The following is a 23,932-nucleotide window of genomic DNA, read 5'->3' as shown; positions in this document are numbered from 1 at the left end:
TTATTAGCTTCTACAAGTTCGATGGTGAACGTACCTACCCAACTTGATCGTCAAACTAGCACGGTTAGGTCCACAAAAAGGCTAGCACACTCCCATTCCGAGGATTAGAAAAACGCGTTGCACGAGTGTTGAAGAGCAATCAGGTTGTGAAACATGGCCGGTTAAAACGAATATCCGGTTCTTGGGTAACGAATAAACGGGAAAGCTCAATCACAAACGCTCACCAATGGCGCGTTGCAAATTATGCAACCGCCACGACTGGTAACCTCAACGGTATCGTCTTTGGATCTACCGCGTTGTGCCGATCATGAGGGAAAACCATTCTTTGGCTATCCACCGAAAGACTCGGATTCCTATGTGCGGCGTGTTGGCAATCTTGACGAACGACCAGCCGATCACGGTCGATACGCATCGCATTGCCCACCGCATGAACAACGTGATGGCACGTCGCGGGCCTGATGGTCACGGAATTCTTGCACGCAAAAATGTACTGTTGGCCCATCGACGCCTCGCGATTCGCGACGTCAATGCCGGTCAACAACCCATGGTCACGCCCGACGGTCGCTATGCAATCTCGTACAACGGCGAGATTTACAACGATACAGAACTACGCCGTGAGCTGACCGACGTTCATGACGTCAGGTTTCAAACTCGATGTGACACTGAAACGTTACTGCACGCGTTCCGCGTATGGGGCAAGAACTGTGTGGATCGCGTTCGGGGGATGTTTGCCTTCGTCGCCGTCGACTTCCAAACCGGCGACGTATTGATTGCACGTGATCGCTGTGGTGTGAAACCAATGTTTTACACCCGCGTTGGGAATACTTTGCTGGTCGCTAGTTCAATAGCCGCGTTGTTAGAACATCCTGATGTTCCACGCCGACCCAATTTCCGAGCGATCAGCCACTATTTGTCCTCGTTTCGTTTGACCTTAGGTCGTGAAACGATGTACGAGGGGATTTATCAACTCGAATCCGCACAACGGATGACAGTTGATGCTCGAGGCGAACGGATCGAAACGTATTGGGAATTGCCCATCGAGGACGCCACGATCAAATTCGAGGACGCCGTCGACGAATTAGCGAGCGGCCTAGACGATTCAGTTAGCCGTCGGAAGGTCAGCGACAAGCCAGTAGGTATGCTGCTTTCGGGCGGCATCGATTCCGCATCAATCGCTGCCTCGATGATGCAGTCGGGCAGCGGGTTCTTTGCCTGTGGAGCAGGCCAAGAGGCTCAAAACGCCGAACATACCGCCGAGACGGTTGGTTGCGAATTCGCACCTGTCGATGCCACTGAATACGAATATGATCGCGCATGGCGGGAACTGCTTGACGCAACGAGGCTTCCGGCTTCGACTCCCAGCGATGCTGTGATTCTAATGCTTTCTAAGCGTTTGAAAGAAAAGGTTGATGTGGCACTCGGGGGCGAAGGCGCCGACGAAATGCTGTGCGGGTATGCCGCGCAGCACTGGGCGGGTGAAGACTTCAGGCGGCACACGACCGCCGATTCAGCATCCTCGTTCCGGCTCCGATTGACACAAGGGTATGGACGCGATTCGTTTCGTTCACCCGTCGACATGTTTTTGGCGGGAAACACGTTCCTGCCGAGCGAACTAAAAAGTCATGTCTTCAACAACGATGCATGGAAGGCCGCCGAACTTGATGAAAAGATAGAGTGCGTTTACGAAGACGCTGCTGGGAAACACGTTGAAGAAGGTGCCAGCCGCAAGATCTATCGCTTAATTCATCGGATCAATCTCGAAGGCCAACTCAGCCGACTCGACACTGCTACCATGCAAGCGTCGCTCGAAGGCCGAGTTCCGTTTACAGATCACATTCTTTGTGAAAAGATGGCGAAGGTTTCCTTCGACAAGCACATTCGCTTAAGGGACGGGTGCGACCCGGATCTGACAAGCAAGGAGCTAGCGGCAACGCATTCTCTGCAGACCAAGCGACTGCTACGCGTCGTTGCAGGTGAACGATTGCCTCATGAGATTGTCGACCGCCCCAAGCAAAGTTTCCCGACACCGGTCTTCGATTGGATGGGCGGGGTTTGGTCTGACCGAGTCAAGCAAACGCTGGCATCAAGTGCATTTCTTTCAGAAGTGATTCATCCCGAGTTGTTGCCGCAGCTCATCGCCGCACCCCAAAGTGCTGGCGTTCTTCTTTGGCCGCTTATGAACTTGGCCCATTGGGGCGATCAAGAGTTCGCAGCTTAGCCGCATTTGGCCTGATCGAGGCCGCACGCATTGCTTTCGCACGCGTTGCCTTCGCATCGCTGGACTTGAAGCGATCTGGCCCTTGGATCATTTCGGCCCTTGTCGTTTAGACCATTCCTGCTTTGGGATGCGCCTAGTCGCGATGTGCCGAGTCGCGATGGAGCGTGTCGCGATGTGCCGCATCGGGGCAAGCCAATGGGTGCCAATGGGTGCCAATGGGTTGCGGACGCTCCCATCTAGCAAAGCCTGCTTCTATGTGTCTTAGGTACAATCGAGGTCGGCGTTCTCGCACGGTATCCATTGCAACACGAAAAAGCCGGCGAAGATTTCTCTTCGCCGGCTTTCGCTTTTCACTTTGCTACGTCAATGATTATCCGAGCAGTGACAGAACGTTTTGAGGGTTCTGGTTGGCCAAGGACAACACGTTCGTGCCCGATTGGACCAAGATCTGAGCTCGTGTCAGGTTGGCTGATTCTTGCGCGAAGTCAGCGTCCCGGATGGAGCTTTCCGCTTCAAGCAGGTTGGCTTGTGTTTCTTTCAAGCTGACCAAGTTACTGTCCAAAGTCGTTGCTTGGAACGCACCAAGACGACCGCGGAGGCCAGTCACTTTATTGATCACTTCGTCGATGATCTGACCGGCTCCCCCAACGTCATTGGTCAGGCTCTTAGCTTGTCCGCTTCCCAGTTCGTAAAGACGACCGGCGGCACCACCAAGTTGGCCCGTCGAAACGCTGCCGATACCCAAGCGAGCTTGCTGAGTCGACGTTACGTCGGGACCAAGTTGGAACTTAGCACCGCCACCGTTGATCGAGAACGTGAAGTCCGAAGCACTGCCGTCGACGACGGTCAAGTTCAAGTCGAGCGTTGACGTGTTGATCGAGAACGAGTTGCCTTGTGCGTCGGCAGTGATACCGTTGATCGTGGCATCAATGTCGGTTCCGTTGGCGCGAACTGCGGTCAATCCACTCTTGAATGTTCCGCCGGTTCCCTCGCTGATGACTTCGATGTCAATCAACGAATCGGAACCGTAGCTCGAGCTGTTGAGCTTCAAGTTTCCGCCGTCATCTTCGGCGGTGATGCCGGTTGCGTCCGAAACCAAGTTGATCGACTGAACGATGCTCTCAAGAGTTGCACCCTTCTCGAATTGGAAAACTTCGGAACCTTGCGAGCCGCGAAGTTGAACCACCAAGTCGGCGTTAAGTCCACCACCGAAAACTCCACCGGTCAAGTCAACGCTTGTTGGTGTGGTGTCGGTGAGGATATCAAAGGATCCATCCCCGTCGGAAGCGGTCACCGAAGCAGAGAATCCTTCGATGTTGTTGATTGCCGAAGCGATCGAGCCGACGCCAACAGGACCATTGCTGCTAACGTTGACAACGATGTTTCCGCTGGAATCAAGCGATGCCGAGGCAGTGCCTGCTGCGAGCGAGTTATCTGCGACGACGTTGATGGTACGGCCGTCGAAGTCGGCTGAAGCATCGTCAGCGGTAACGGTGATGACATCGTCCGACGTGGTGTCGGTACCAGCCAACAACGATGGGTCGTTGCTACCGAGGTCCGAAGCGCCGAACAGAGCGTTACCGTTCTGTACGTTGCGTGTTAGGAAGTTTCCGTCGGCATTGATTGCGCTTGCAATGTCAGCAACTGTTGCACCATCGGCCACCGTGATGTTGATGATGTTCGCATCAGGATCGTAGATAGCTTCGGTGGTTGCACCGGACGTGAAGTTGATGGTTGCACCGTTACCGGCGGTTCCATCGGCAAGTTGGCCGTTGACGGCTTCGATATCAAATTGGCCCAGCGAAGTTGGGTCCGTACCACCAGTGATTGGGTTGGTGGTTCCGTTGTCAGCGGCCGCGTAGGTGTAGCTGCCATCGACAACGTTGGAAGCGATGAAGTCCGAGCCGACGGTTGAATTGATCGCCGCAGCGATATCAGCGACAGTTGCGCCGTCAGCAACGGTGACGTTCAGGATGTCGTTGTCGGCATCGTAAGTAACCGAGGTGGAGGCACCCGAGGTTAACACCAAGTTAGTGCTATCACCCTTGAGGCCGTCCGCTGCTCCGCCATCGACTGCCGTCAAAGTGAACTGAGCGGTGCCCGATACGTCGGTACCACCAGAAAACTGACCGGTCAAGAAACCTGCAGCATCGCCAGAATCAGTGGTGCCCGTTCCACCAACGGTGAAGCCGAAGTCAGCCGAGATACCTGAAAGAGCCGCAGCAAGGGCGGTTTCGTCAAGACCTTCTTGAAGCGACACGCTCAAGGTATCGGTGTTGGCGTCGTAATTGACAGTCGTGCCCGTGGTGTTGGTCGTCAGGTTAATGATCGTGTCATTACCCTTTGAACCGTCCGCTAAACCACCGTCGGTGGCTGCAATCGTCAGCGTAGCACCGCTGCCGAGTGAAATTGCACCCGTGGTTGCTTCGCCGTCTGGGGCAAACGCATTGGCCAACGCAACGGTGCCGGTCGCTTCGGCGCCAATCGTGTACGAGTTAGCAAGGCTAACGGTACCTGCGGCTTCGGCATCGGGTGAAGGCGACGAGAAAGTCAGGCTGCCCGTTGACTTTGTCGACGTCGTCGACGTTGGGATGCCGGTCGTGCTGATGGATGCACGGGTGGCGGCGGCCTTGATGTTCACATCGACGTTGATGTTTCCAATGGCACCCAAGTTGGCTTGATCGATGTTGATGTCAGAGATCGAACTTACACTGCTAGCAGTGCTTTGGAAATCCAACGAACCATCCAGAAGCTTTCGTCCTTGGAAGGTGGTCGTTTGTGCGATCCGGTTGATGGCTTCGAGCGAGCTGTCGATTTGAAGCTGATTAGCTGCCACTTCCTCGTCGCTAAGAGCGCCCGAGTTAGCTGCCTCGACAACCAGGCCTCGAATGTCGTTAAGCAAGTTGCTGACTTCGCCAAGGGCGCTGTCAGCGGTGCTGATGATCTGGCTAGCTCGGTTCGTGTTCGTAATCGCCTTGCCCAGGCTGGTGATTTCACTGCGTAGAGCTTCGCTGGCGATCAAACCGGCCGGGTCATCCGAGCCACTGTTGATACGAAGACCGGTGCTTAGTCGTGTCAGTGCCGAGTTCAGGTCGCCATTGCTAGATTGCAAGCGGTTTTGAGCAATAAGTGATGGGACGTTTGTATTGATACGAGTCATTTGTAAACCTTCCGTTGTTTTGAATCGCGGTCGAACCGGGAGAATCCGGCCGCGACGGACCGGCGATGACTAGCGAAAACGGCGAGCGCCGGTTGCCCCGGGGTGCGAGCGAGGTCATCAGCGAACGTATCGGCACCGTATTGAGTAGGATGCAAGTCAACACCATTGGAATTTGGGTGAAATCCAAAGGGAGGGCTTTTTAATCGCATCGACCCTCACAACCGGTACAGCTTTCGGCATGTTTCACAGGCTGTGACGAGCGGTCGCCCCGGTTCAAACGGCTTATCACCGTCATGATTGCTTCAGAGTGAAGCCAGAAATGCGAAAAGCCGGCCCAGAGACAGAAGTCTCTAGACCGGCTTTCGCTATTAGAATCGCGTTTGTTGTTGGACGGCGGTTTAGCCGAGCAACTGCAACGCGCTTTGTGGGTTCTGGTTAGCCAAGGACAACACGTTGGTGCCCGATTGAACCAAAATTTGAGCACGAGTCAGGTTGGCTGATTCTTGAGCGAAGTCAGCATCGCGAATCGAGCTTTCAGCTTCTTGAAGGCTTGTGCGTGATTCGCTCAAGCTGACCAAGTTGCTGTCCAGAGTCGTTGACTGGAACGCACCGAGACGACCACGAAGTGCGGTGACCTTGCTGATCACTTCTTCGATGACCTTCGCAGCTCCGCTAACGTCGTTGGAAAGACTCTTGGATTGACCGGTTCCCAGTTCGTACAAACGACCCGATGCTCCACCGAGTTGACCGGTGCTAACGCTGCCGATACCCAAGCTAGCTTGTTGAGTGCTGTTGACCTGAGGACCGAGTTGGAAAGTCGCTCCGCCACCGTTGATGGAGAACGAGAAGTTGCTTCCGCTGTTGTCAACGTTCATTTCCAGCGAAAGTGAGCTGGTATTGATCGAAAGACTGTTGCCCTTGCCCGATGCAGCAACACCGTTCACGGTTGCACTGATGTCGGTTCCAGCTCCGCTGGTCGCACTCAGGCTTGATTCAAACGTGCCGTTTGAACCTTCGCTGATAACGTCGACCGATACCGAAGCTGCACTACCGTAATCGTTGGTGTTGAACGTTAACGAACCATCGACGACGCTAGCTGAAACTCCCGTGCTATCGGAAACCAAGTTCAAAGCCGCAGCAATTTGATCCTTCGAGGTGCCAGCACCAAAGTTGAATGTTTCCGCTCCATCAGCACCGCTCAGTTGGAAAACCAACTTGTCGTTAAGAACTTCGCCACCGGTATTGCCTGTGGTGATCGAAGCAATGCCTTCGCTGATGTCATAGTTAGCGTCTGCCAAGCCCGTTGCTTCGAAGACTGCTTCGCCGTTGACTTGGACGGCTTCGATTGCTGCAGCAATGTTTTCGGCGGTTTCAAGACCCGAGCTGTCGACGCTGACGGTCAACTTCTTTTGTTCAGCATCGAAGCTGGCTTCGGTTGACGCACCAGAAACAAACTCGATGGTAACGTTGTTGTAGTCAGATCCGGCGTTGAGAGCCGATACCGTCAAGCCATCCGCAGCCGCGGCAACGGTGGCTGCCGACGCAGCTGCTGGCGTGCCCGAACCAGTGGATCCGGTTGCGGTAAAGCCTTCCAAGTTGTTGATCGCAGCTTGGACAATGTCAGCGTCCACATCCGCGTCAATCTCGCCAGGATTGGCTGAATCGCCCGTGAAGTTACCGGTGATCGTAAGCGTTCCGGTGTCGGCATTGTACGATGCGCTTCCTGTGCTCGAAGCATCCGTGACGTCGTTGATCACGATGTCCGTGAAGCCTTCGACGCCAGTGATGTCGATGTCTTCACCACCGATGGCTTGGGTGACGACGGCAAGCTTGTCTGTGCTAGCGGTCGCGTTGGCGGCGGCGGTGAATCCAGAATCGCTTACCGAAACTTCACCTTGTGTCGCAGCGGCCGAAACAACTACTTCGACGTCGATCTTGCCAGTCGAGCCGAGCTTAGCCTTCGAAATGTTGATGTCTTGAACCGAGCTAACCGAACCAGCGGTGCTCTTATAGTCCAACGAGCCGTCAAGCAACTTACGACCTTGGAAAGTCGTCGTTTGAGCAATCCGGTCAATGGCTTCGAGCGAGCTGTCGATCTGAAGTTGGTTAGCAGCGATTTCTTCGTCGCTAAGTGCACCGCTGTTAGCGGCTTCGGCAACCAGACCGCGAATGTCGGTGAGCAATGTACCGACTTGGCCAAGAGCACTGTCAGCGGTGCTGATGATTTGGCTTGCTCGCTGAGTGTTACTGATCGCTTTGCCCAAACCAGTGATTTCCGATCGAAGAGCTTCGCTTGCGATCAAACCGGCGGGGTCATCCGAGCCGCTGTTGATGCGAAGACCAGTGCTCAAGCGAGTCAGAGCAGAGTTTAAGTCTTTGTTCGATGCTTGAAGACGGTTTTGAGCAACGAGTGAAGAAACGTTGGTATTGATACGGGTCATTTTTATTCCTTGGTACAGCCAGTCGAATGGCGAATCACAGATTTAGAAAATTTGGATCCGGCCACTTCTGGACCGGTTGGACTGGGCCCCACGCGTGCATGCGATCGACCTTCGATCACGAAAACTGTTGCGGGCGAGTTCGTCCGGTGAAAGATGCGTTACAAATCAGGTTCAACGCTTTAAAGAAGGTAGGAAAAGTACACTGATTGATCGGGCTGGCTCGGCCTAATCCTGTTGAGTGCTACAACCCCTACTGTTTCGCCAGATAGGTGCGACGAATTGCCCGGATTACTATTGAAAGCTACTCGGATTGCGATCAATGAGGCTTGCTCAACGACGCAGTTGCCGGGAAATTAAAGACATGAATCTTCAGACTTCGAACAGCTTCACCAATCTTCTCACTCACTCCCGTTGGGGGATTTCTATGCTTCGCTATTTCGTGAAGATCTTCTCGGTCACGTTGGCAGCTTTTTGCATAAGCGTGCCGGATCTACCGGCGGATGAGCCCACCGCCAACGGTCTGGACAGTGCAACCCAGATCCAGACGCTCGTGCAACAGGCGCAAGTCAAGGACTTGGACGACCTCGATTCGTTGGTCACCAAGTTGGCTGGAATGCCTTACCAGCCTCTTCCACCGCTGCCTGAATCATTGGCGCAACTGACTTACGAAGACTACCTCAAGATTAGCTACCGACACCCAAAAGCAACTTGGTGGGGAGGAGAAACTCCGTTTTGGATCGAAACGTTCCACCGTGGTTTTGTGCAACGCGATCGTGTTGAGTTGTTTGCACTCGAAGATAACGTCAATCGCTGGATTCCGTTTTCGGCCAATGACTTCGAGTATGACTTACCTGGCATTGATCCGACCTTTGCGGCCGACGCGGGGCATGCGGGGATCAAAATTGCGGCTCGTTTTCCAGAGGGCGAGGCACAAGAGGTACTAACGTTTCTTGGTTCAAGCTATTTTCGAGCGCGTAGTCAGTTTGCGGTTTATGGAACATCGGCTCGTGGGTTGGCGGTAGATATCGCCCTTAATCGCGATGAAGAGTTTCCTCAATTTCGATCGTTCTGGGTCGTAAAGCCAAAAGCCAAGGACAAGTCGCTAACCATTTTTGCGCTGCTGGATAGTCCTTCGGTTGCCGGTGCTTACGAGTTCACTGTCGAACCCGGTGCTGCAGCGACGGACATGAGCGTAAAAGCGAGATTGCATTTTCGCAAGTCAGTCGAAAAGCTAGGGCTCGCACCATTGACGAGTATGTGGATGTGGGGCGATGGGCTTGAAGGGCCACCCAAAGATCTTAGACCGAGTGTGCATGATTCCGACGGCCTGCTAATCGACAGTGAAGATCAAGGTTGGGTTTGGCGACCGTTTGCTCGGCAACCCTATCCTTCGGTTAGCCAGATGAACTTCGGTAAGATCAATGGCTTTGGTGTCATGCAGCGAAACACTGCCTTCTTCCACTTTGACGATCACAATGCCCAATACCATCGTCGTCCGAGTGTCTTTGTTCGACCCAAAGTAGGTTGGGAGCAGGGGACCATTGAGCTGCTAGAGTTGCCGGGGGCTCACGAAGGAATCGACAATATTGGGGCGTACTGGATTCCTAGTCAGTTGCCTAAAGCAGGTGATCGCTTGGACTTGGAATACGAACTGTCGTTCTTCGGCGGTTCGCATCCCGATGAAACCGAGGTGGGACAGGCAACCGCGTTCACACTTGAGCGTGGTAAAGATGGGATCGAGATGGAAATTCGCTTCCACGGCGGCCCGCTAACGGATATCGATCCTGACGATGACATTGAATTTGAAATTCGAACCATTCGTGGTGAAGTGGATAAGCCGTCGATCACCAAAACCGAAACGGGGGACTGGTTGGTGGGTGTCAAACTAAAACCAAGCGAACAGGCGCCAATGGAACTAAGACTAGGAATCACGCATCTTGGTGAACGAGTGACGGAGTCGTTCGTTTATCTCTGCCCTCACGAAGAGCCGACGTTCGTGTATCCCGCCGTCTACACTCGGCAATCCGAGTGATCGGATGACCGCAAGCTCGTCCGACGATCAGCTTGCTCGGAAAAATCGGGTTCCGACGCCGTCTTTACCGATGGGAACTTTGAGGCGTTTGAAGCATTTAGGGCAGCGTCCTTCGTAATGCGTGCGAACCCGATTGCGGTAGATCCGACCATAGGTTCGGCAGCAATCGAATCGAATCCCCAAAAATGGCTCGCCCGTCGGTTCGCCTGAGGGGGCACCGTTTGGTTGAGGGGAGCCGGTATTGCCAATCTGCGGCAGGTTTCCCGCCGGATCGTTGGTTGCATCGAATCGAGAGTTACTCATATACGATTCGTTAGTAAATTTGAGCGTATGGTTCAACGGGAAAAATTTGTACGGCGATTGTCGCTGACTCGTCGATGACCGCGGGCGGCGAAGTCGGTAGACTCAGAACATGACAAAAACCGTTACCACCTTATCGCTGCTCTTCTTCGCCTTCCTCTACGGCTGCAATCGCGGCGCGACGGAAGTGGAACCCGTTGCTGACGTTGTGGAACCTCGCAAGAAGCCGGTCTACTACAGCGACGATGCGTTTCGCATGGCAGCTTACGAGGGAAAACTTGACATTGTCGAGCGAGCGATTGAATCAGGAATCGAAGTCGACTGTGTTGATGCGTCTAAGGGCCACACGGCTTTGTTGATGGCAGCCTACAACGGGCACGCTCCGGTTGTAAGATTCTTAATTAACCACGACGCGAAGGTTGATGCTCGTGATAATGAGGGCAAAACGCCGCTGATCCACGCGTGCAGTGGTCCGTTTGCCGAAACGGCAGAGATGTTGATCGACGCGGGGGCAGATGTGAATGCCGCGGACTCGACTGAAGGTTTTACGCCGCTAATGACAGCCGCAGCTCTTGGCGAGAAAGAAGTTGTTGAGTTGTTGCTTGAGAAGAATGCCAACGTAGCGACCACGGACGACGATGGAGACACGGCGCTTAGTCACGCCCAAAATGCAGGGCACAGCGAGATCGTGACGCTGCTAGAAAAATCTTCACCCGCTCCCTGAACGCCGTGACGATTGGCAAGCCTCAAACGCCGTGACTATTGGCAAGCCCTCATGCGATTGCTTGCCATTGCAATCTCGGGCGATTCAGAAAGTTTCACTATCAAGTTCACGCGTCGAAATTACCATCGTTATTGGCTGTTCTTTACTCTCATGTGATCGTTGCGATGCCTCGTCACCCTTCATGGACTCAACTTTTTCGCATCGCACTACTGATGCTGATCTTTTCGGTAGTGGATCGTTCGGTTCATGCAGCTCGCTACTACGTTGGTCCCGACGGAAGCGATTCGATCTCTAAGAATCAGGCGACGAATCGCTCGACTCCGTACCGAACGATTCAGCACGCCGTCAATCAAGCAGATCCGGGCGATTTTATCTCGGTATTTGATGGAACGTACAACGAAAACGTGTACATCGGTCGGTCGGGAACACCCGGGAACTACATTCGACTCGTTGCCGCTAATCGCGAGGGTGCCAAGGTTCGGGGTTGGATATCGTCAAACGATCAGAGTTACCTGTTGGTTGACGGTTTCGATGTCACCAATACAAGCAGCATCCCGCCGACCAAAGGCGTGTCGTTCAATCGCTGCCATCACATCAAGGTGCGGGATTGTCGAATTCACGATTGTTACGGTGGTGGGTTAGCGTTTGATCGCAGCGATTCGATCGTTGCGGAATGGAACATCGTCCACAACAACGCGTACTTCAATGTTGATCAGCACAGTGGCATCTCGGCGTATCAACCGCAAAAGATTGGCTCGGACAATCGCGCTTGGGGGATCATCTTTCGCAACAACACTTCGTTCGGCAATTACAACTTCGTCGACAATCCGAACTTCGGTCGTCCCACCGATGGCAATGGTATCGTCATCGACGACACTCGCAATCTTCAGGCGGGTGGCGCTGGTGATTACAACCGACGGATTTTGGTGGAAAACAATTGGTGCTTTGACAATGGTGGGCAAGGCATCCACTGCTTTTCGAGTCGGCTGGTCTATATTCGCAACAACACGTGCGTCAACAATGTTGACAGCTTCGACTTTGGTGGTGAGATCACGTTGTCCGAATCAAGCCAATGTGTCGTGATGAACAATATCTTGGACGCCAAAGAGGGGAAATTTTCGGGCTTCCAATACGACTCAAGCGATGTTCGATGGCAAGCCAACATCTTCGATGGACCGACGCGTGAGATCACGCCAGGCGTACTGAACATCTATGCGGATCCAGGGTTCATTCCCGGGACCATCATTCCGGATGTGGGAAGTCCGGCTATCAACACAGCCACCAACGTAAAATCCGTTTTTCCGCTCGATGTGTTTGGCCAACTTCGGTACGTCGGTCGGTTAGACCGTGGCGCGATCGAAGCTCAATAGAAACGCTTTGGGTGACCGGCCATGTTGATGCGAGCTGGAGCTTAGAAGTCTTCATCGTCATCGTCGTCTCGATCCGGATGCAACGGGTCATCCGGATCAAAGAAAAGATCAGCCAGTCCCAACGGGACCGAATCGCCGCCAAGGGTTCTGCGTCGTCGTTGGGCAAGTTGTTCAAGATCGACAGCGTCTTCGCCGAGGCACTTTTCAAGTGCTTCCTGCCATGCATCGTCACGAGAGATTGGGTGATCGGAGTCCTGCGTCATGCGTTTGAGCGCGTAACGCATCAGGTTGATTCCATCGCGAGGCGAAAAATCGAGTTTCAGTTCATGGCTGTGCTGCAAGAATTCCACGGTCATCGCAAGCATCTCGGTTTCTGCGAATGGCAAGTGATACTGCAAAATTGCCATTTCGTCTTGCTTGTTAGGAAAGCCGACGTTCAGGGTGGGTTGCAGACGACTGAGGATATAGTCGGGTATTTCGAAGGTTGATTCGTCTTGGTTCATTGTCACCGCCGACCGAAAGTCGCGATGCGCGGGAATCGTGATGCCGGCAACGATAGATTCGACGAGGCGGCGACCATCGAGCAGGGGTGCAAGGCTTGCCCACGACTTTTCGTTCATGCGGTTGCCTTCATCAAGCAAGCAAACGCCACCGCAGATCATCGCTGTGACCAGCGGCGAAGCGTGGTAGGCGATTTCACCTCCCTGGCTTAGCACCGGTGTGATCAACAAGTCTTCCGGTCGTGTGTCGGCAGTGCACTGATAGATATACAGCGGTCGCTGTTGAGCCTTCGCTGCCGCAATCGCCAGTTGGGTTTTACCCACGCCTGGCGAACCAACCAAGCGTGGTGTCAGTGGCAAGTCGGCATCGTCGACCGTAATCCAGCACGCCAAGAGTTGCATCAGGATTTCACTTTGGCCAATCCATTGACCCTCTGACACATAGGGTTGCGCCAGCTTCAAACGAACGCCATGGATGTCGGCGTACCCGGAATCGTTAGCCATCGGTTGATGAGAAATGGTGTTGCCTAACTTGAAAGGTTAACTGGTGGATTCTGGAGGCGCATCGGAAGCGAATTCCGAGGCGCTGCGCGCGGTATCGCCAGCCGCGATACGATCATCTTCTTCGCGGCAAGCATCTAATATCGCGTCAATGTATTGATGGATGGAATGGTCGGAAAAATGATCGACCTTCCACTTCCTTAACCCTCGCAGGAATCCTTTCCAACGATCGCGACGTCGGGCGATGTGGCTTAGTTTCCTGATTTCGCCGTTTCGATTCAGGTAAACCTCGCTGCCGCAGTGTCGATAGCCTAACAGGATCGGCGGGACTCGGGTAACGATGTCGTTATTGTTGACGTAGCGAAAGTGATCGAGTTTGACGAAATTGACGTAGCGATTGTTGCCAACGCGAGGGCTACCGTAGGTGTAGAGTTGCTCGGGTGCGCTATCAATGTGCGATAAGAAACAGCGTCCGGCACAGATAGTTGCCATGGCTCCGCCGAGCGAGTGCCCGCAAAACCACAACGGTTGATCGTTACTGATCAGTGCTGTTTCAAGCATCGGCCATAGGTCATCGACTTCTTGTTTGAAACCGCGGTGAACTTTGCCCGCGGTTTCACCGAGGACAGCGGCGACGTTGGCGTCCGCCTTAATATCGTTCCATTCGTTGGGTTCTGTTCCGCGGCAAGCGATCACGCAGTCGTATTGGTTGCGAAAACGGAACGCCTGAGAACCGTCCCGGTCGTAGAAGCTGATGTCATCGAAGCCCATTTTTTGGCTCGCTCGGGTCGCTTCGTCCAAGTCGTTGTAGGCGACCATGGCTAATTCAGCGAATAACAGCGAGCGCCGCAGGAAAGAAAGTTCCTTGATGGGCCCTGTCAGATGGGAGTGAAGGATCAGCGGCTTTTCGCCGGGATCCTGGACGGTATCGATGGCGTCGATGGCACGTTCCAACATGACAATTTTCTCTCAATTCCGTGGTCGAATCGCCCTCTGCCTTTCCACGCCCGTTCGTGTTCAGGTTGGCGGCTACGTACCCACGCGTAGTCTATCCCAAAACGCCGCTCTTCCCGAGCGGTCGGTGGTCGAAGGCTTGGCTAAGCAGGCTGAAATCAAGCACTTTGCGGGTTGGTCATTGACCGTGGCGAAGGCGCGAAATACATTTAGCCGCAAAACAGCGAGGAAATACGGCCACTGGGCCCAATTCCGCTGGATCCAATGGCTTCCAAGTGGCCGCTCTGCTCTGACCAAGAGTGTGTTTGTTGCACGTTGATGTGTTACCTGAGCAGCCCCCGAACTGGACTTTCCGTTCGGATTCAATCCACTGACTACTCAGCTTCTTCTTTAGAGAGAAACGATGGCGAAAGCTTCCAAGATGGTCTACTACTTCGGTAAGACCAAGACCGAGGGCCGCAAAGAGTCCAAAACCCTGCTCGGCGGTAAAGGCCTTAACCTTGCCGAAATGACCGCAATCGGTCTGCCCGTGCCTCCCGGATTCACGATCACCACGGAAGTGTGTGACGGATACTACAAAGCCGGCAAAAAGCTGCCGAAGGGTTTGATGGACGAAGTTAACGCCGCCGTCAAAACTCTCGAAAAGGAACTCAAGAAGCCTTTCGGCGACGACTCCAACCCTCTTCTCGTCAGCGTCCGTAGCGGTGCAGCCGTTTCGATGCCCGGGATGATGAATACCATTCTCAACCTCGGCCTTAACGACGTTTCGACCGCTGGCTTGGCAAAGGCGACCAAGAACGAGCGTTTTGCTTATGACGCCTACCGTCGTTTGATCAACATGTACGGCGACGTCGTCATGGGGCTTGAACACCACATGTTCGAGGAAGCCTTCGACAAGGTTAAGAAAAAGTACAAGGTTACCGAGGACACCGAAGTTCCAGCCGAGGGCTTGAAAGAACTTTGCGAAGCCTACAAGGCGGTTTACAAGAAGGGCACCGGCGAAGATTTCCCGCAAGACCCTGTTCATCAATTGCAACTTGCCATCGAAGCCGTTTTCGGCTCGTGGAACGCTGATCGTGCCATTAGCTACCGCCGTATCGAATCGGCCAAGGGCAACACTTTGATCGGCAGCCTTGTTGGTACCGCGGTCAACGTTCAGGCCATGGTTTATGGCAACATGGGCGATGACTCGGGAACAGGCGTTGGTTTCACGCGTGACCCCAACACCGGCCAAAACAAGTTCTACGGCGAATTCCTGATCAATGCTCAGGGTGAAGACGTGGTTGCTGGTATCCGCACGCCACAGCCGGTTTCGGAAATGGGCAAGTGGGACAAAGCTGCCCACAAAGAGTTGATGGAAATCAAGAAGACTCTTGAAGACCACTACACCGACATGCAGGACATCGAGTTCACGATCGAGAAGGGCAAGCTGTACATGCTGCAAACTCGAACAGGCAAACGAAACGGCATCGCCGCCGTCAAGATTGCATGCGACATGGTCAAAGAAGGTTTGATCACCGAGAAGGAAGCCGTCATGCGGGTTCCCGCTTCGGACCTGACTCACTGCTTGTTGCCTAGCTTCAAGCCAACCGCTCGCAACGCCGCTGATGTGCTTTGCCGCGGTCTTAATGCCTCGCCCGGTGCCGCCGTCGGTAAGTTGGCGTTCACCGCCAACGACGCTCGTGCTCGTTTTGAAGCCGGCGAAAACGTCATTCTTGTGCGTCGCGAAACCAGCCCTGAAGACGTCGAAGGAATGTCAGCAGCGGTCGGTATTTTGACCAGCACCGGCGGTGCGACATCGCACGCCGCCGTGGTTGCTCGCGGTTGGGGCAAGTGCTGCGTTGCTGGTGCTTCGGAAGTCGTGATTAACGAAAAGACGAAGAAAATCACCGTCAACGGCCGCACCTTTGGCGAAAAGGACATCATCAGCTTGGACGGTACGACCGGCGAAGTGATGGCTGGCGAAGTCGAAACCCAAGAACCAAAGTTGTCTGGCGACTTCGCCAAGCTGATGACTTGGGCGGACAAGTATCGTCGATTAGCGATTCGCACCAACGCCGATTCGCCGGCCGACAGCAAGCGTGCTCGCGAATTCGGCGCCGAAGGCATTGGCCTTTGCCGTACTGAGCACATGTTCTTTGAAGCAGATCGCATCATTCACATGCGTTCGATGATCTTGGCCGAAACGGAAAAGGATCGTCGGACTGCATTGAAGAAGCTATTGCCTTTCCAACGCAAAGACTTCGAAGGCATCTTCAAGGCGATGGCTGGCTTGCCAGTAACCGTTCGCTTGCTTGATCCGCCATTGCACGAGTTCTTGCCGCACGGCGATGCCGCTCAAAAGGACATGGCCAAGGAACTTGGCGTGAAGGTCGCCGAAATTAAATCGCGTAGCGAAGTGCTACACGAGTCCAACCCGATGCTGGGTCACCGTGGTTGCCGTTTGAGCGTGACCTATCCGGAAATCCTTGAAATGCAAGTTCAAGCGATTGTCGAAGCAGCGATCAGTTGTGCAAAGAAGAAGATCGATGCGAAGCCAGAGATCATGATCCCGTTGGTCGGTACCGCGGCTGAGCTCCGAATTCTTCGCGAGAAGGTTTTGGAAACGATCGAAACAACCAAGCAAGCCAAGAAGTTCACCGGCAAGTTGGACATTTCGGTTGGAACGATGATCGAAATTCCTCGCGCTTGTTTGACCGCGAACGAAGTCGCCGAGTATGCTGATTTCTTCAGCTTCGGTACCAACGACTTGACTCAGATGACGTTCGGTTACAGCCGTGACGATGTTGGTGGGTTCTTGCCTGACTACATCGAGCACAAGATCGTGCCGGTTGACCCCTTCCAATCGCTCGATACATCAGGTGTTGGTCAATTGGTAGCGATGGGCGTTGAGAAAGGCCGCAGCACCAAGCCGAAGTTGAAGGTCGGTATTTGTGGCGAGCACGGTGGTGACCCCGCTTCGATCGACTTCTGCGACAGCGTAGGACTTGATTACGTCAGTTGCAGCCCATTCCGAGTGCCGATCGCTCGATTGGCTGCTGCACAAGCTACGTTGAAGAAGTCTTCGTAGTTAACCGGTCGTAAGTCAGAAATCTGGCTAGCCTTTGTGGCCAGATTGTTAAACTCAATCACGCCAGCGACGATTGTCATGATCTCGCTGGCGTGTTTTTTATTGGTGGCCAAGTGCCAATCTTTCCTTTTGAGCTCCTCAACCCCGAAGTACTTCGTCATGAGCGACATTCACCAGCAATACAACACCGTCGAGAAGTTGATCGACGAAGAAAAGTTTGAAGACGCGATCACTGGCTTGAAACAGATCGTTGAAGCGGACGAAACCTTTGTACTTGCGCATTTGGCGCTGGCACGCGTTTACACCAAAACCGGCCAGCACGCAGAGGCGATCGCACACGCTGAAAAAGCAGTCGAACTTGAACCCGAAGAATCGTTCAACTACACCGCGCTTAGCGTGACGTACCAACGAGCTTGGGCTGGCACTCAAGATCAGCAGTACATCCAGAAGGCCGAAGACGCGATGGCCAAGGGACAAGAACTGTCTCGACGCTAGTTTGACGTCCGCCGATCGAAATCCTTTTCTCGAAATGCCTGCGTGTTCCCTCACACGCAGGTTTTTCTGTAGGATTTCCCCCCGGTTGGCAGGTTTGCACTCGTAATCTGCGGGTGCTCATTCGGTTCTGCGACCCCCAATCGCAAACTATTACACGCCCGTTACAAAGTTGGCATTTCGCCTAGACAGAGCGGACATGTGATCTCGCTACACTTTGGGCTCAATCAGCGATTGGAAGCTGAGCAAAGTCCTCCCGAAGTAGGAAATCACGGAATGTCATCTGTTGCTGACCCGAAAACCACTGAAAAGAACAAAACACGCCCCTCGGCACACGCAAGGCCGCAGTCTGATTTCGATAACAATGTCGAGATCTGGGACAAATCAAATATCGACGATTCAGACCTGGAAAACACGCTTCTTGACGATGCAAAAAGCAACGCCAAGAAGCCAAAGCCACAGAGCGAAACGGCTCAAGATCGCGTTCGCTTGAACAATCTCAGTTACTGGGCAATTGGATGGCTAGCCGCAGCCCACATCGTGGTGCTGACGATGGCTTACCCCTATTTCTCATGGACTGGGCTCGCCGTCATGGTTGGCTTGCACTGGGTGACGGGAAGCCTTGGTATTTGCCTAGGTTTTCACCGATTGTTGACCCACACCGGCATGCAGACCTACCCTTGGGTTCGCAACGTGTTTGCCACAATTGGAACATTGGCAGGCGAAGGTTCGCCTTTGGATTGGGTTGCCGATCACCGCAAACACCATGCTTTGAGCGATCAAGAAGGAGATCCACACTCTCCTCATGATGGCGGATTTTGGAGTCACGCGTTTTGGCTAGCATTCCATACGCACAACGGAGACCGCGTGGGATACCTGAAGCGATGGGCTCCGGACTTGTACAAAGAACGCTACATGCGGGCACTGGACTACTTGTTCTTGCCTTTGCATGCGTTGACGGGCTTGATCCTTTTTGGCATCGGCTACGCGATCGACGGTGCAGCTTTCGGCACTTCATTGTTGGTGTGGGGATTGTTCGTACGATTAGTCCTCGTGTTGCATGCGACTTGGTTGGTCAATAGTGCTTCCCACATGTTCGGATACCGCAACTACGAGACGACCGACGACAGCCGTAACAACTGGTTTGTTGCGATCGTTGCTTACGGTGAAGGCTGGCACAACAACCACCACGCGTACCCACGGATGGCCAAGCATGGTCACAAGTGGTGGGAATTTGACATCACTTGGCAAGCGATCAAGTTGCTGAAGGCAACCGGATTGGCTTGGGACGTCGTTGACTACAAGAACGCTGCTGAAAAGCGTAAAAAGCTCGCTGAACAGGCAGCCTAGTTGCTCATGTCGGCGAACGCTTGAAGACGCCAAAGACTACTTCGAAACCTCGGTCATTGTTGTGATGCCCGGGGTTTTTTTATGCCCTGACGGACGCTTTGGGTTGCCAGAATGTCTCGCTTCAGATCGTCGCCCGCGAGTTTCACTGGGGGTCATCCATGAAGAAATCGAAATTCGCGCTTTCGGCAGCGTTTCGACGTTGACATGAGTTTGGCCCAGAGGCTATTCCCATCAGCAAGCAGTTCAGTTGCCATCAATATGACGTTGATTTCTAACGGAATCCGGTGGTCAAGTGTTGGCGAAGGAACTGTTTAAACCCGGAGTCAGTTAGCCACCTAAGCAAGCCATGGATTGGGCAAGCTCGGCCGATTGATGCTCCCTTATGGAAGTCTCACCGCGAAGAAGGAGAGTCGCGTTGTATCGCCTCGAACTCGCAACCGTCACCTTGTCCATTCGATCGATGGCCTGGTCTGCAATCGTCGCCATGATGGCGATGTCCACCCAGGATGCCATTGGCCAATCTACATTTGGCCAGGTTCCCTCAAGCTCATCCCCTTCGCAAGTCACCGTTCCCACGGTTGCTCAGGCCCAGGCAAAGCTCAATCAGGTTCGCGATCAAATCGCCAACCGTGACTATGCCGCTGCGGTCGAGTCGTATCGAACGTTGTCTCCGATGGTTTCGCAATTGCCGAACCTGCAACCGGAAGCAGCCAAGTTACATCAGCAACTAGTCGGTATCGGAATCGACCCAGCATTGTTGGCCTTACCGCCTCGCAACCTTGTTGCCCCAACGGCAACCGGTTCGGTGGGAACAGGCTCGACGGTACCGAATCCGGCGGCTAACGGTCCTTCCTACGCGATGCCTTCGGCAGTCCAGCGAATGCCTGCTGTTGCCGGGGCCATGCCCATTCAAACGGCGAACGCAGATCCTGACGCAGCCAAACGCGAAGCTCTGCGTTTGATTGCGATCGGTCGCGCGGCACTCGATCGAGGTGACGCAGCGGGCGCATTGCAAATCGCACAGCAAGCACAATCCTTAGGCGTTCCTGAAAAAGCCTTCGCTGCTGGTGAGCCGCGCGTTTGGCAGTTTGTTCTTGACGCTGAATCCGCCGCTAAGCGGTCCGGAATCGCAAGTTCCGGCGTGATGCAAACCTCTGGACAACAAACCAGCGGAAACTTCATCCAACCCGCACTTGCGATGGAACCGGCGACCGGGGCTGATGACAACGGTGCCATTGCTCAAATGCTATTCAACGGTGGCGCCGCCAACGCGGGCGAAACGCCGAATCAAATTCAACAAGTTCAAAACACCGAATCAACCTACGCAAGCCAAGCCTATGATGCTGGAATGCAAGCGTTGCTAAGTGGCGACCGCGAAGAGGCTCGTAAGCAATTCAAAGAAGCTTGGCGAGTTAAAGAGGGATTGTCGGTCACTCAGCAAAACCAACTTAAAGACAAGCTGACGCTCCTTCAGCCAACACGTTTGGTTCCTAGTGCAAAGCCCAACGAGAATGGTGAACTGTCCGAGATCGACAAAACACGACTCGAAGCCGAAGCCAAGACACGCCGCTTGTACAAAGAAGTGACCGCTGAACTGGCGTCGGTAGAAACGAAGAAGAGTGACGCACCTCTTGATGCTCTCGATGAACTTGAGCGTCTTCGACGTCGCGTCGACAGCAGTGATATTGACGAACAAGCCAAGCGATCGCTCGCTGTTTTGGTTGACCGCGCGATCAAAGAGCAAAAGTCTTACGTCGATGCCAACCGAGCCAAGATCGAGCTTGATATCCAGAACGCATCCGTTCGCACGGACATGGAACAAGCAGACAAGCGAGAAGCTGCAACGGACCACCAGGTCTCGATGCTGGTTGATGAATTCAATGCCTTGATGAAAGATCGTCGCTTCAACGAAGCGGAATTGATCGCCAAGCAAGTCGCCGAGTTGAAGCCTGGCGATCCAGTTTCGATCCAAATGTTCCATAACAGTCGTATGGGCGTGCGAATGTCCCAGGACCAAGAAATTCGCGCGGCTAAGGAAGATTCATTCGCTAAGAACATGCTGGACGCCGAGCGATCGATGATCGGTCCAGATCCTGACATGCCTTTGACGCACCCCGATGCCGAAACGTGGATCGAAAAGTCCCGTCGACGTCTCGACGCGTCCGGTGATCGTGATTCGCGCTTAAGCGAAGCGGAGAAAGAAATCAGCCGCAAACTTGCCTCACAGGTAAGCATCAAGTATCGCAATCGTCCCCTGGGCGAAGTGTTGGAAGACCTTTCAGCGATGACAGGTATTCCAATGATCATGGACGAGCGTGCCTTGACGGGAGTTCGCGTTTCGCCAGAGTCGCCGATCTCCTTGATGATTCCTAATTCAATCAAGCTCGAAAGTGCACTGAACCTGATTCTTCAGCCCCTGCAGCTTGCACACATGATTCAAAACGACGTGCTGATGATCACCTCGCAAGAGGTCAAAGACAGCAACGTTTTCCCGGTGACCTATCGTGTTACTGACTTGGTGACACCGATTCCCAACTTTGCAACCAGCTATGAAGATGGCTTGGCCGGTGCTCTTCGCAACGCGTATCAAATGACGCAGCCGCGATCAGACGTGCAATTGGTTCCGATGTCGGCAACGGATATCGGAAATCGAATGTCCAATGCGATGAACCCGATGGGAAGCAACCCGAACGTTCTCGGCCAGTACAACCCGCTGGGTAGCCAAGGTGGCTTTGGTCCAAACAATCCACCGATGGGTGGCGGTGCGGGGGGAAGTAGCTTTGCTGACTTCCAGTCGCTAATCGACCTGATTCAGAACACCGTCGATCCCGAATCATGGGACGCACTGGGTGGTCAGGGCACGATGCAAGAGTACCCACAGAACCTTTCATTGGTGATCAGTACCACTAGTGAAACCCACGAAAAGATTTCGGACTTGCTCGAATCGCTTCGCCGTCTGCAGAACTTGCAGATCACAATCGAAGTTCGCTTCATTACCTTGGCCGATACCTTTGCTGAACAAATCGGTGTGGACTTCAACTTCCAAGTCGATGACAACACCCGCGAGTTCCCAGATGACGACGAGGGACCTTCGGTAACCGTTGGATACGATGGTATTGGAGGGGCTTTCACGCCTGACTTGGACATCGCGTTCAATAACCAAAGCTTTATCAGTGGTGGTCCGGCCTTCGGTGGTCAAAACTTGGGTACCGCAGCCAACCTCGGCTTTGCAGTGCTTAGCGATATCGAAGCTTACTTCTTTATCCAAGCGATCCAAACCGACAACCGAACCAACGTGATGCAGGCTCCTAAGGTAACGTTGTTTGACGGTCAGCTCGCTTCGATCAGTGACTTCACTCAACGACCATTCGTGACCAGTGTGACGCCAGTGGTGGGTGACTTTGCGGTCGCTCAACAACCGGTGATCGTGGTTCTTAATGAAGGTACCTCGCTCAATGTGCAGGGTATCGTGAGTGACGACAAGCGATTCGTTCGCCTCACGCTTGTGCCGTTCTTTAGCCAGATCGGTGACGTCAATACCTTCACCTACGAAGGCCGACGTACGACCAGCCGAAGTACAACCGACCAGGAAGATACCAACGGTGACGGAGTCGTGGACGAGAATGACGCGACCGATAGCACCGATGAGTCCGACGTGATCGAAGGTACAACGGTTCAGTTGCCTGTCTTCGCATTCACGACGATTAGCACAACCGTCAGCGTTCCCGACGGTGGAACTATCTTGCTCGGTGGTATCAAGCGAATGCGAGAAGGTCGCGCCGAACGTGGTGTTCCTATGCTTAGCAAGATTCCATACCTGAGCCGACTGTTCAAGAACGTCACGGTAGGTCGGGAAGCTTCCAGCTTAATGATGATGGTGACACCACGGATCATCATCCAAGAAGAGGAAGAATTGGCTCAAACCGGCTTCGATCCGACTCAACAGTAGTCCTCGTCGACGCCGAATCTGAACTTCAGGCAGCCAAGTCACGCAAGTGACTTGGCTGTTTTTGTTGCCGTTTGGTCGTTCTGCGAGCAAATTCGGGGCGTGAGAAAATGCCCAATCAAGGCAACGATGTTGGCTGCGCCCGGGTTGTCGCAACTGGACAGATTGCTATTGTGCTGAGAGACGACTGATGTCCCTCAACCACTGAATTTGGAGTCCACAACCATGGCGTATTCGCTACCCGATCTGCCCTACGCTTACGACGCCCTCGAGCCTAGCATCGACGCTCGTACAATGGAAATTCACCATACAAAGCATCACCAGGCGTACATCAATAACGTCAACAACGCGATCTCCGGCACCGACTTGGAAGGCAAGTCGATCGAAGATCTGATCTCGAACTTGTCATCGGTACCCGATGATAAGAAAGGCGCCGTCCGTAACAACGGCGGTGGCCACGCAAATCACTCGTTGTTTTGGACGGTGATGGGACCCGGTAAGGGCGGCGCGCCTTCGGGCGAACTGGCCGACGCGATCAACAGCGCTTTTGGCTCACTTGATGAAATGAAGTCGCAATTTGCGACCGCTGCCGGAACTCGCTTCGGAAGCGGTTGGGCTTGGTTGTACGTAGATGGCGGCGCTTTGAAGATCGGTAGCACCGCTAATCAAGACAGTCCTTTGATGGGCGCTGCGGTGGCTGGCATCGGTGGCACTCCGATCCTAGGCTTGGACGTTTGGGAACACGCTTACTACCTAAACTATCAAAACCGTCGTCCCGATTACGTGGGCGCCTTCTGGGACGTCGTCGATTGGGACGCCGTTGCTGCTCGATACGCAGCGGCCAAGTAACGTCATTGCGGCGAAGACGGTGTTG

The 23,932-nt window shown here is 53.8% G+C and carries 15 protein-coding genes; 10 read left to right on the top strand and 5 right to left on the bottom strand.

The genetic code is table 11. The features are described 5' to 3' along the window. Positions 1–325 precede the first annotated feature (325 nt). A complete protein-coding gene (gene asnB, locus Pla22_RS20875) occupies positions 326–2,218 on the top strand; it encodes an asparagine synthase (glutamine-hydrolyzing) (protein WP_165440774.1) in 1,893 nt (630 codons plus the stop codon). Positions 2,219–2,588: 370 nt separating this feature from the next. Here asnB and Pla22_RS25780 read toward each other — a convergent pair whose 3' ends face one another. Further along, entirely contained in the window at positions 2,589–5,378 is a 2,790-nt protein-coding gene (locus Pla22_RS25780; protein ID WP_242632223.1) for a flagellin N-terminal helical domain-containing protein, read from the bottom strand. 398 nt (positions 5,379–5,776) lie between these two features. Next, the gene (locus Pla22_RS20860; protein WP_146516755.1) at positions 5,777–7,819 is read right to left on the bottom strand and encodes a flagellin N-terminal helical domain-containing protein; all 2,043 of its coding nucleotides are present in this window, start codon (positions 7,817–7,819) and stop codon (positions 5,777–5,779) included. 424 nt (positions 7,820–8,243) lie between these two features. Between Pla22_RS20860 and Pla22_RS20855 the strand changes: the two genes are divergently transcribed. Continuing rightward, positions 8,244–9,851: a glucan biosynthesis protein gene (locus Pla22_RS20855; RefSeq protein WP_146516754.1), complete on the top strand. Its 1,608-nt coding sequence runs from the start codon at positions 8,244–8,246 to the stop codon at positions 9,849–9,851. A gap of 27 nt (positions 9,852–9,878) precedes the next feature. On the opposite strand, the gene Pla22_RS20850 is transcribed toward Pla22_RS20855, so the two are convergent. Then, positions 9,879–10,154: a hypothetical protein gene (locus tag Pla22_RS20850; protein WP_146516753.1), complete on the bottom strand. Its 276-nt coding sequence runs from the start codon at positions 10,152–10,154 to the stop codon at positions 9,879–9,881. Positions 10,155–10,263: 109 nt separating this feature from the next. On the opposite strand from Pla22_RS20850, the gene Pla22_RS20845 reads away from it, so the two are divergent. Together Pla22_RS20845 and Pla22_RS20840 are read left to right on the top strand one after the other, a co-directional pair. Further along, positions 10,264–10,875 (top strand): ankyrin repeat domain-containing protein, encoded by a 612-nt coding sequence (locus tag Pla22_RS20845; RefSeq protein WP_146516752.1) that lies wholly within the window; start codon positions 10,264–10,266, stop codon positions 10,873–10,875. A gap of 164 nt (positions 10,876–11,039) precedes the next feature. Next, positions 11,040–12,245, top strand: a complete 1,206-nt coding sequence (locus Pla22_RS20840; protein WP_146516751.1) for a right-handed parallel beta-helix repeat-containing protein — start codon at positions 11,040–11,042, stop codon at positions 12,243–12,245. Between the two features lie 41 nt (positions 12,246–12,286). Here Pla22_RS20840 and Pla22_RS20835 read toward each other — a convergent pair whose 3' ends face one another. Further along, on the bottom strand, positions 12,287–13,249 hold the full coding sequence (locus Pla22_RS20835; protein ID WP_146516750.1) for an AAA family ATPase: 963 nt from the start codon (positions 13,247–13,249) through the stop codon (positions 12,287–12,289). Between the two features lie 36 nt (positions 13,250–13,285). Beyond that, positions 13,286–14,203, bottom strand: coding sequence for a lipase family protein (locus tag Pla22_RS20830; RefSeq protein ID WP_146516749.1), 918 nt, complete (start codon positions 14,201–14,203; stop codon positions 13,286–13,288). Between Pla22_RS20830 and Pla22_RS20825 the strand changes: the two genes are divergently transcribed. The 6 genes from Pla22_RS20825 to Pla22_RS20800 all read left to right on the top strand — a co-directional run bounded on the left by Pla22_RS20825 (position 14,202) and on the right by Pla22_RS20800 (position 23,907). Next, positions 14,202–14,519 (top strand): hypothetical protein, encoded by a 318-nt coding sequence (locus Pla22_RS20825; protein ID WP_146516748.1) that lies wholly within the window; start codon positions 14,202–14,204, stop codon positions 14,517–14,519. The two genes, Pla22_RS20830 and Pla22_RS20825, sit on opposite strands and share 2 nt — an antisense overlap. An 84-nt stretch (positions 14,520–14,603) precedes the next feature. Further along, on the top strand, positions 14,604–17,270 hold the full coding sequence (ppdK, locus tag Pla22_RS20820; RefSeq protein ID WP_146516747.1) for a pyruvate, phosphate dikinase: 2,667 nt from the start codon (positions 14,604–14,606) through the stop codon (positions 17,268–17,270). A 159-nt stretch (positions 17,271–17,429) separates the two neighbouring features. Next, positions 17,430–17,765, top strand: a complete 336-nt coding sequence (locus tag Pla22_RS20815; RefSeq protein WP_146516746.1) for a tetratricopeptide repeat protein — start codon at positions 17,430–17,432, stop codon at positions 17,763–17,765. A gap of 273 nt (positions 17,766–18,038) precedes the next feature. Next, on the top strand, positions 18,039–19,112 hold the full coding sequence (locus tag Pla22_RS20810; RefSeq protein ID WP_146516745.1) for an acyl-CoA desaturase: 1,074 nt from the start codon (positions 18,039–18,041) through the stop codon (positions 19,110–19,112). A gap of 460 nt (positions 19,113–19,572) precedes the next feature. After that, positions 19,573–23,061 carry a general secretion pathway protein GspD gene (locus Pla22_RS20805; RefSeq protein WP_242632222.1) on the top strand — a complete coding sequence of 1,163 codons (3,489 nt, stop codon included), beginning with the start codon at positions 19,573–19,575 and terminating at the stop codon, positions 23,059–23,061. Positions 23,062–23,283: 222 nt separating this feature from the next. Continuing rightward, on the top strand, positions 23,284–23,907 hold the full coding sequence (locus Pla22_RS20800) for a superoxide dismutase (RefSeq protein ID WP_146516744.1): 624 nt from the start codon (positions 23,284–23,286) through the stop codon (positions 23,905–23,907). The last annotated feature ends 25 nt before the right edge of the window (positions 23,908–23,932 follow it).

The sequence above is a fragment of the Rubripirellula amarantea genome, assembly GCF_007859865.1.
In the GTDB taxonomy this organism is placed as follows: Bacteria; Planctomycetota; Planctomycetia; order Pirellulales; family Pirellulaceae; genus Rubripirellula; species Rubripirellula amarantea.
This window is presented reverse-complemented; position numbering and strand designations above follow the sequence as displayed.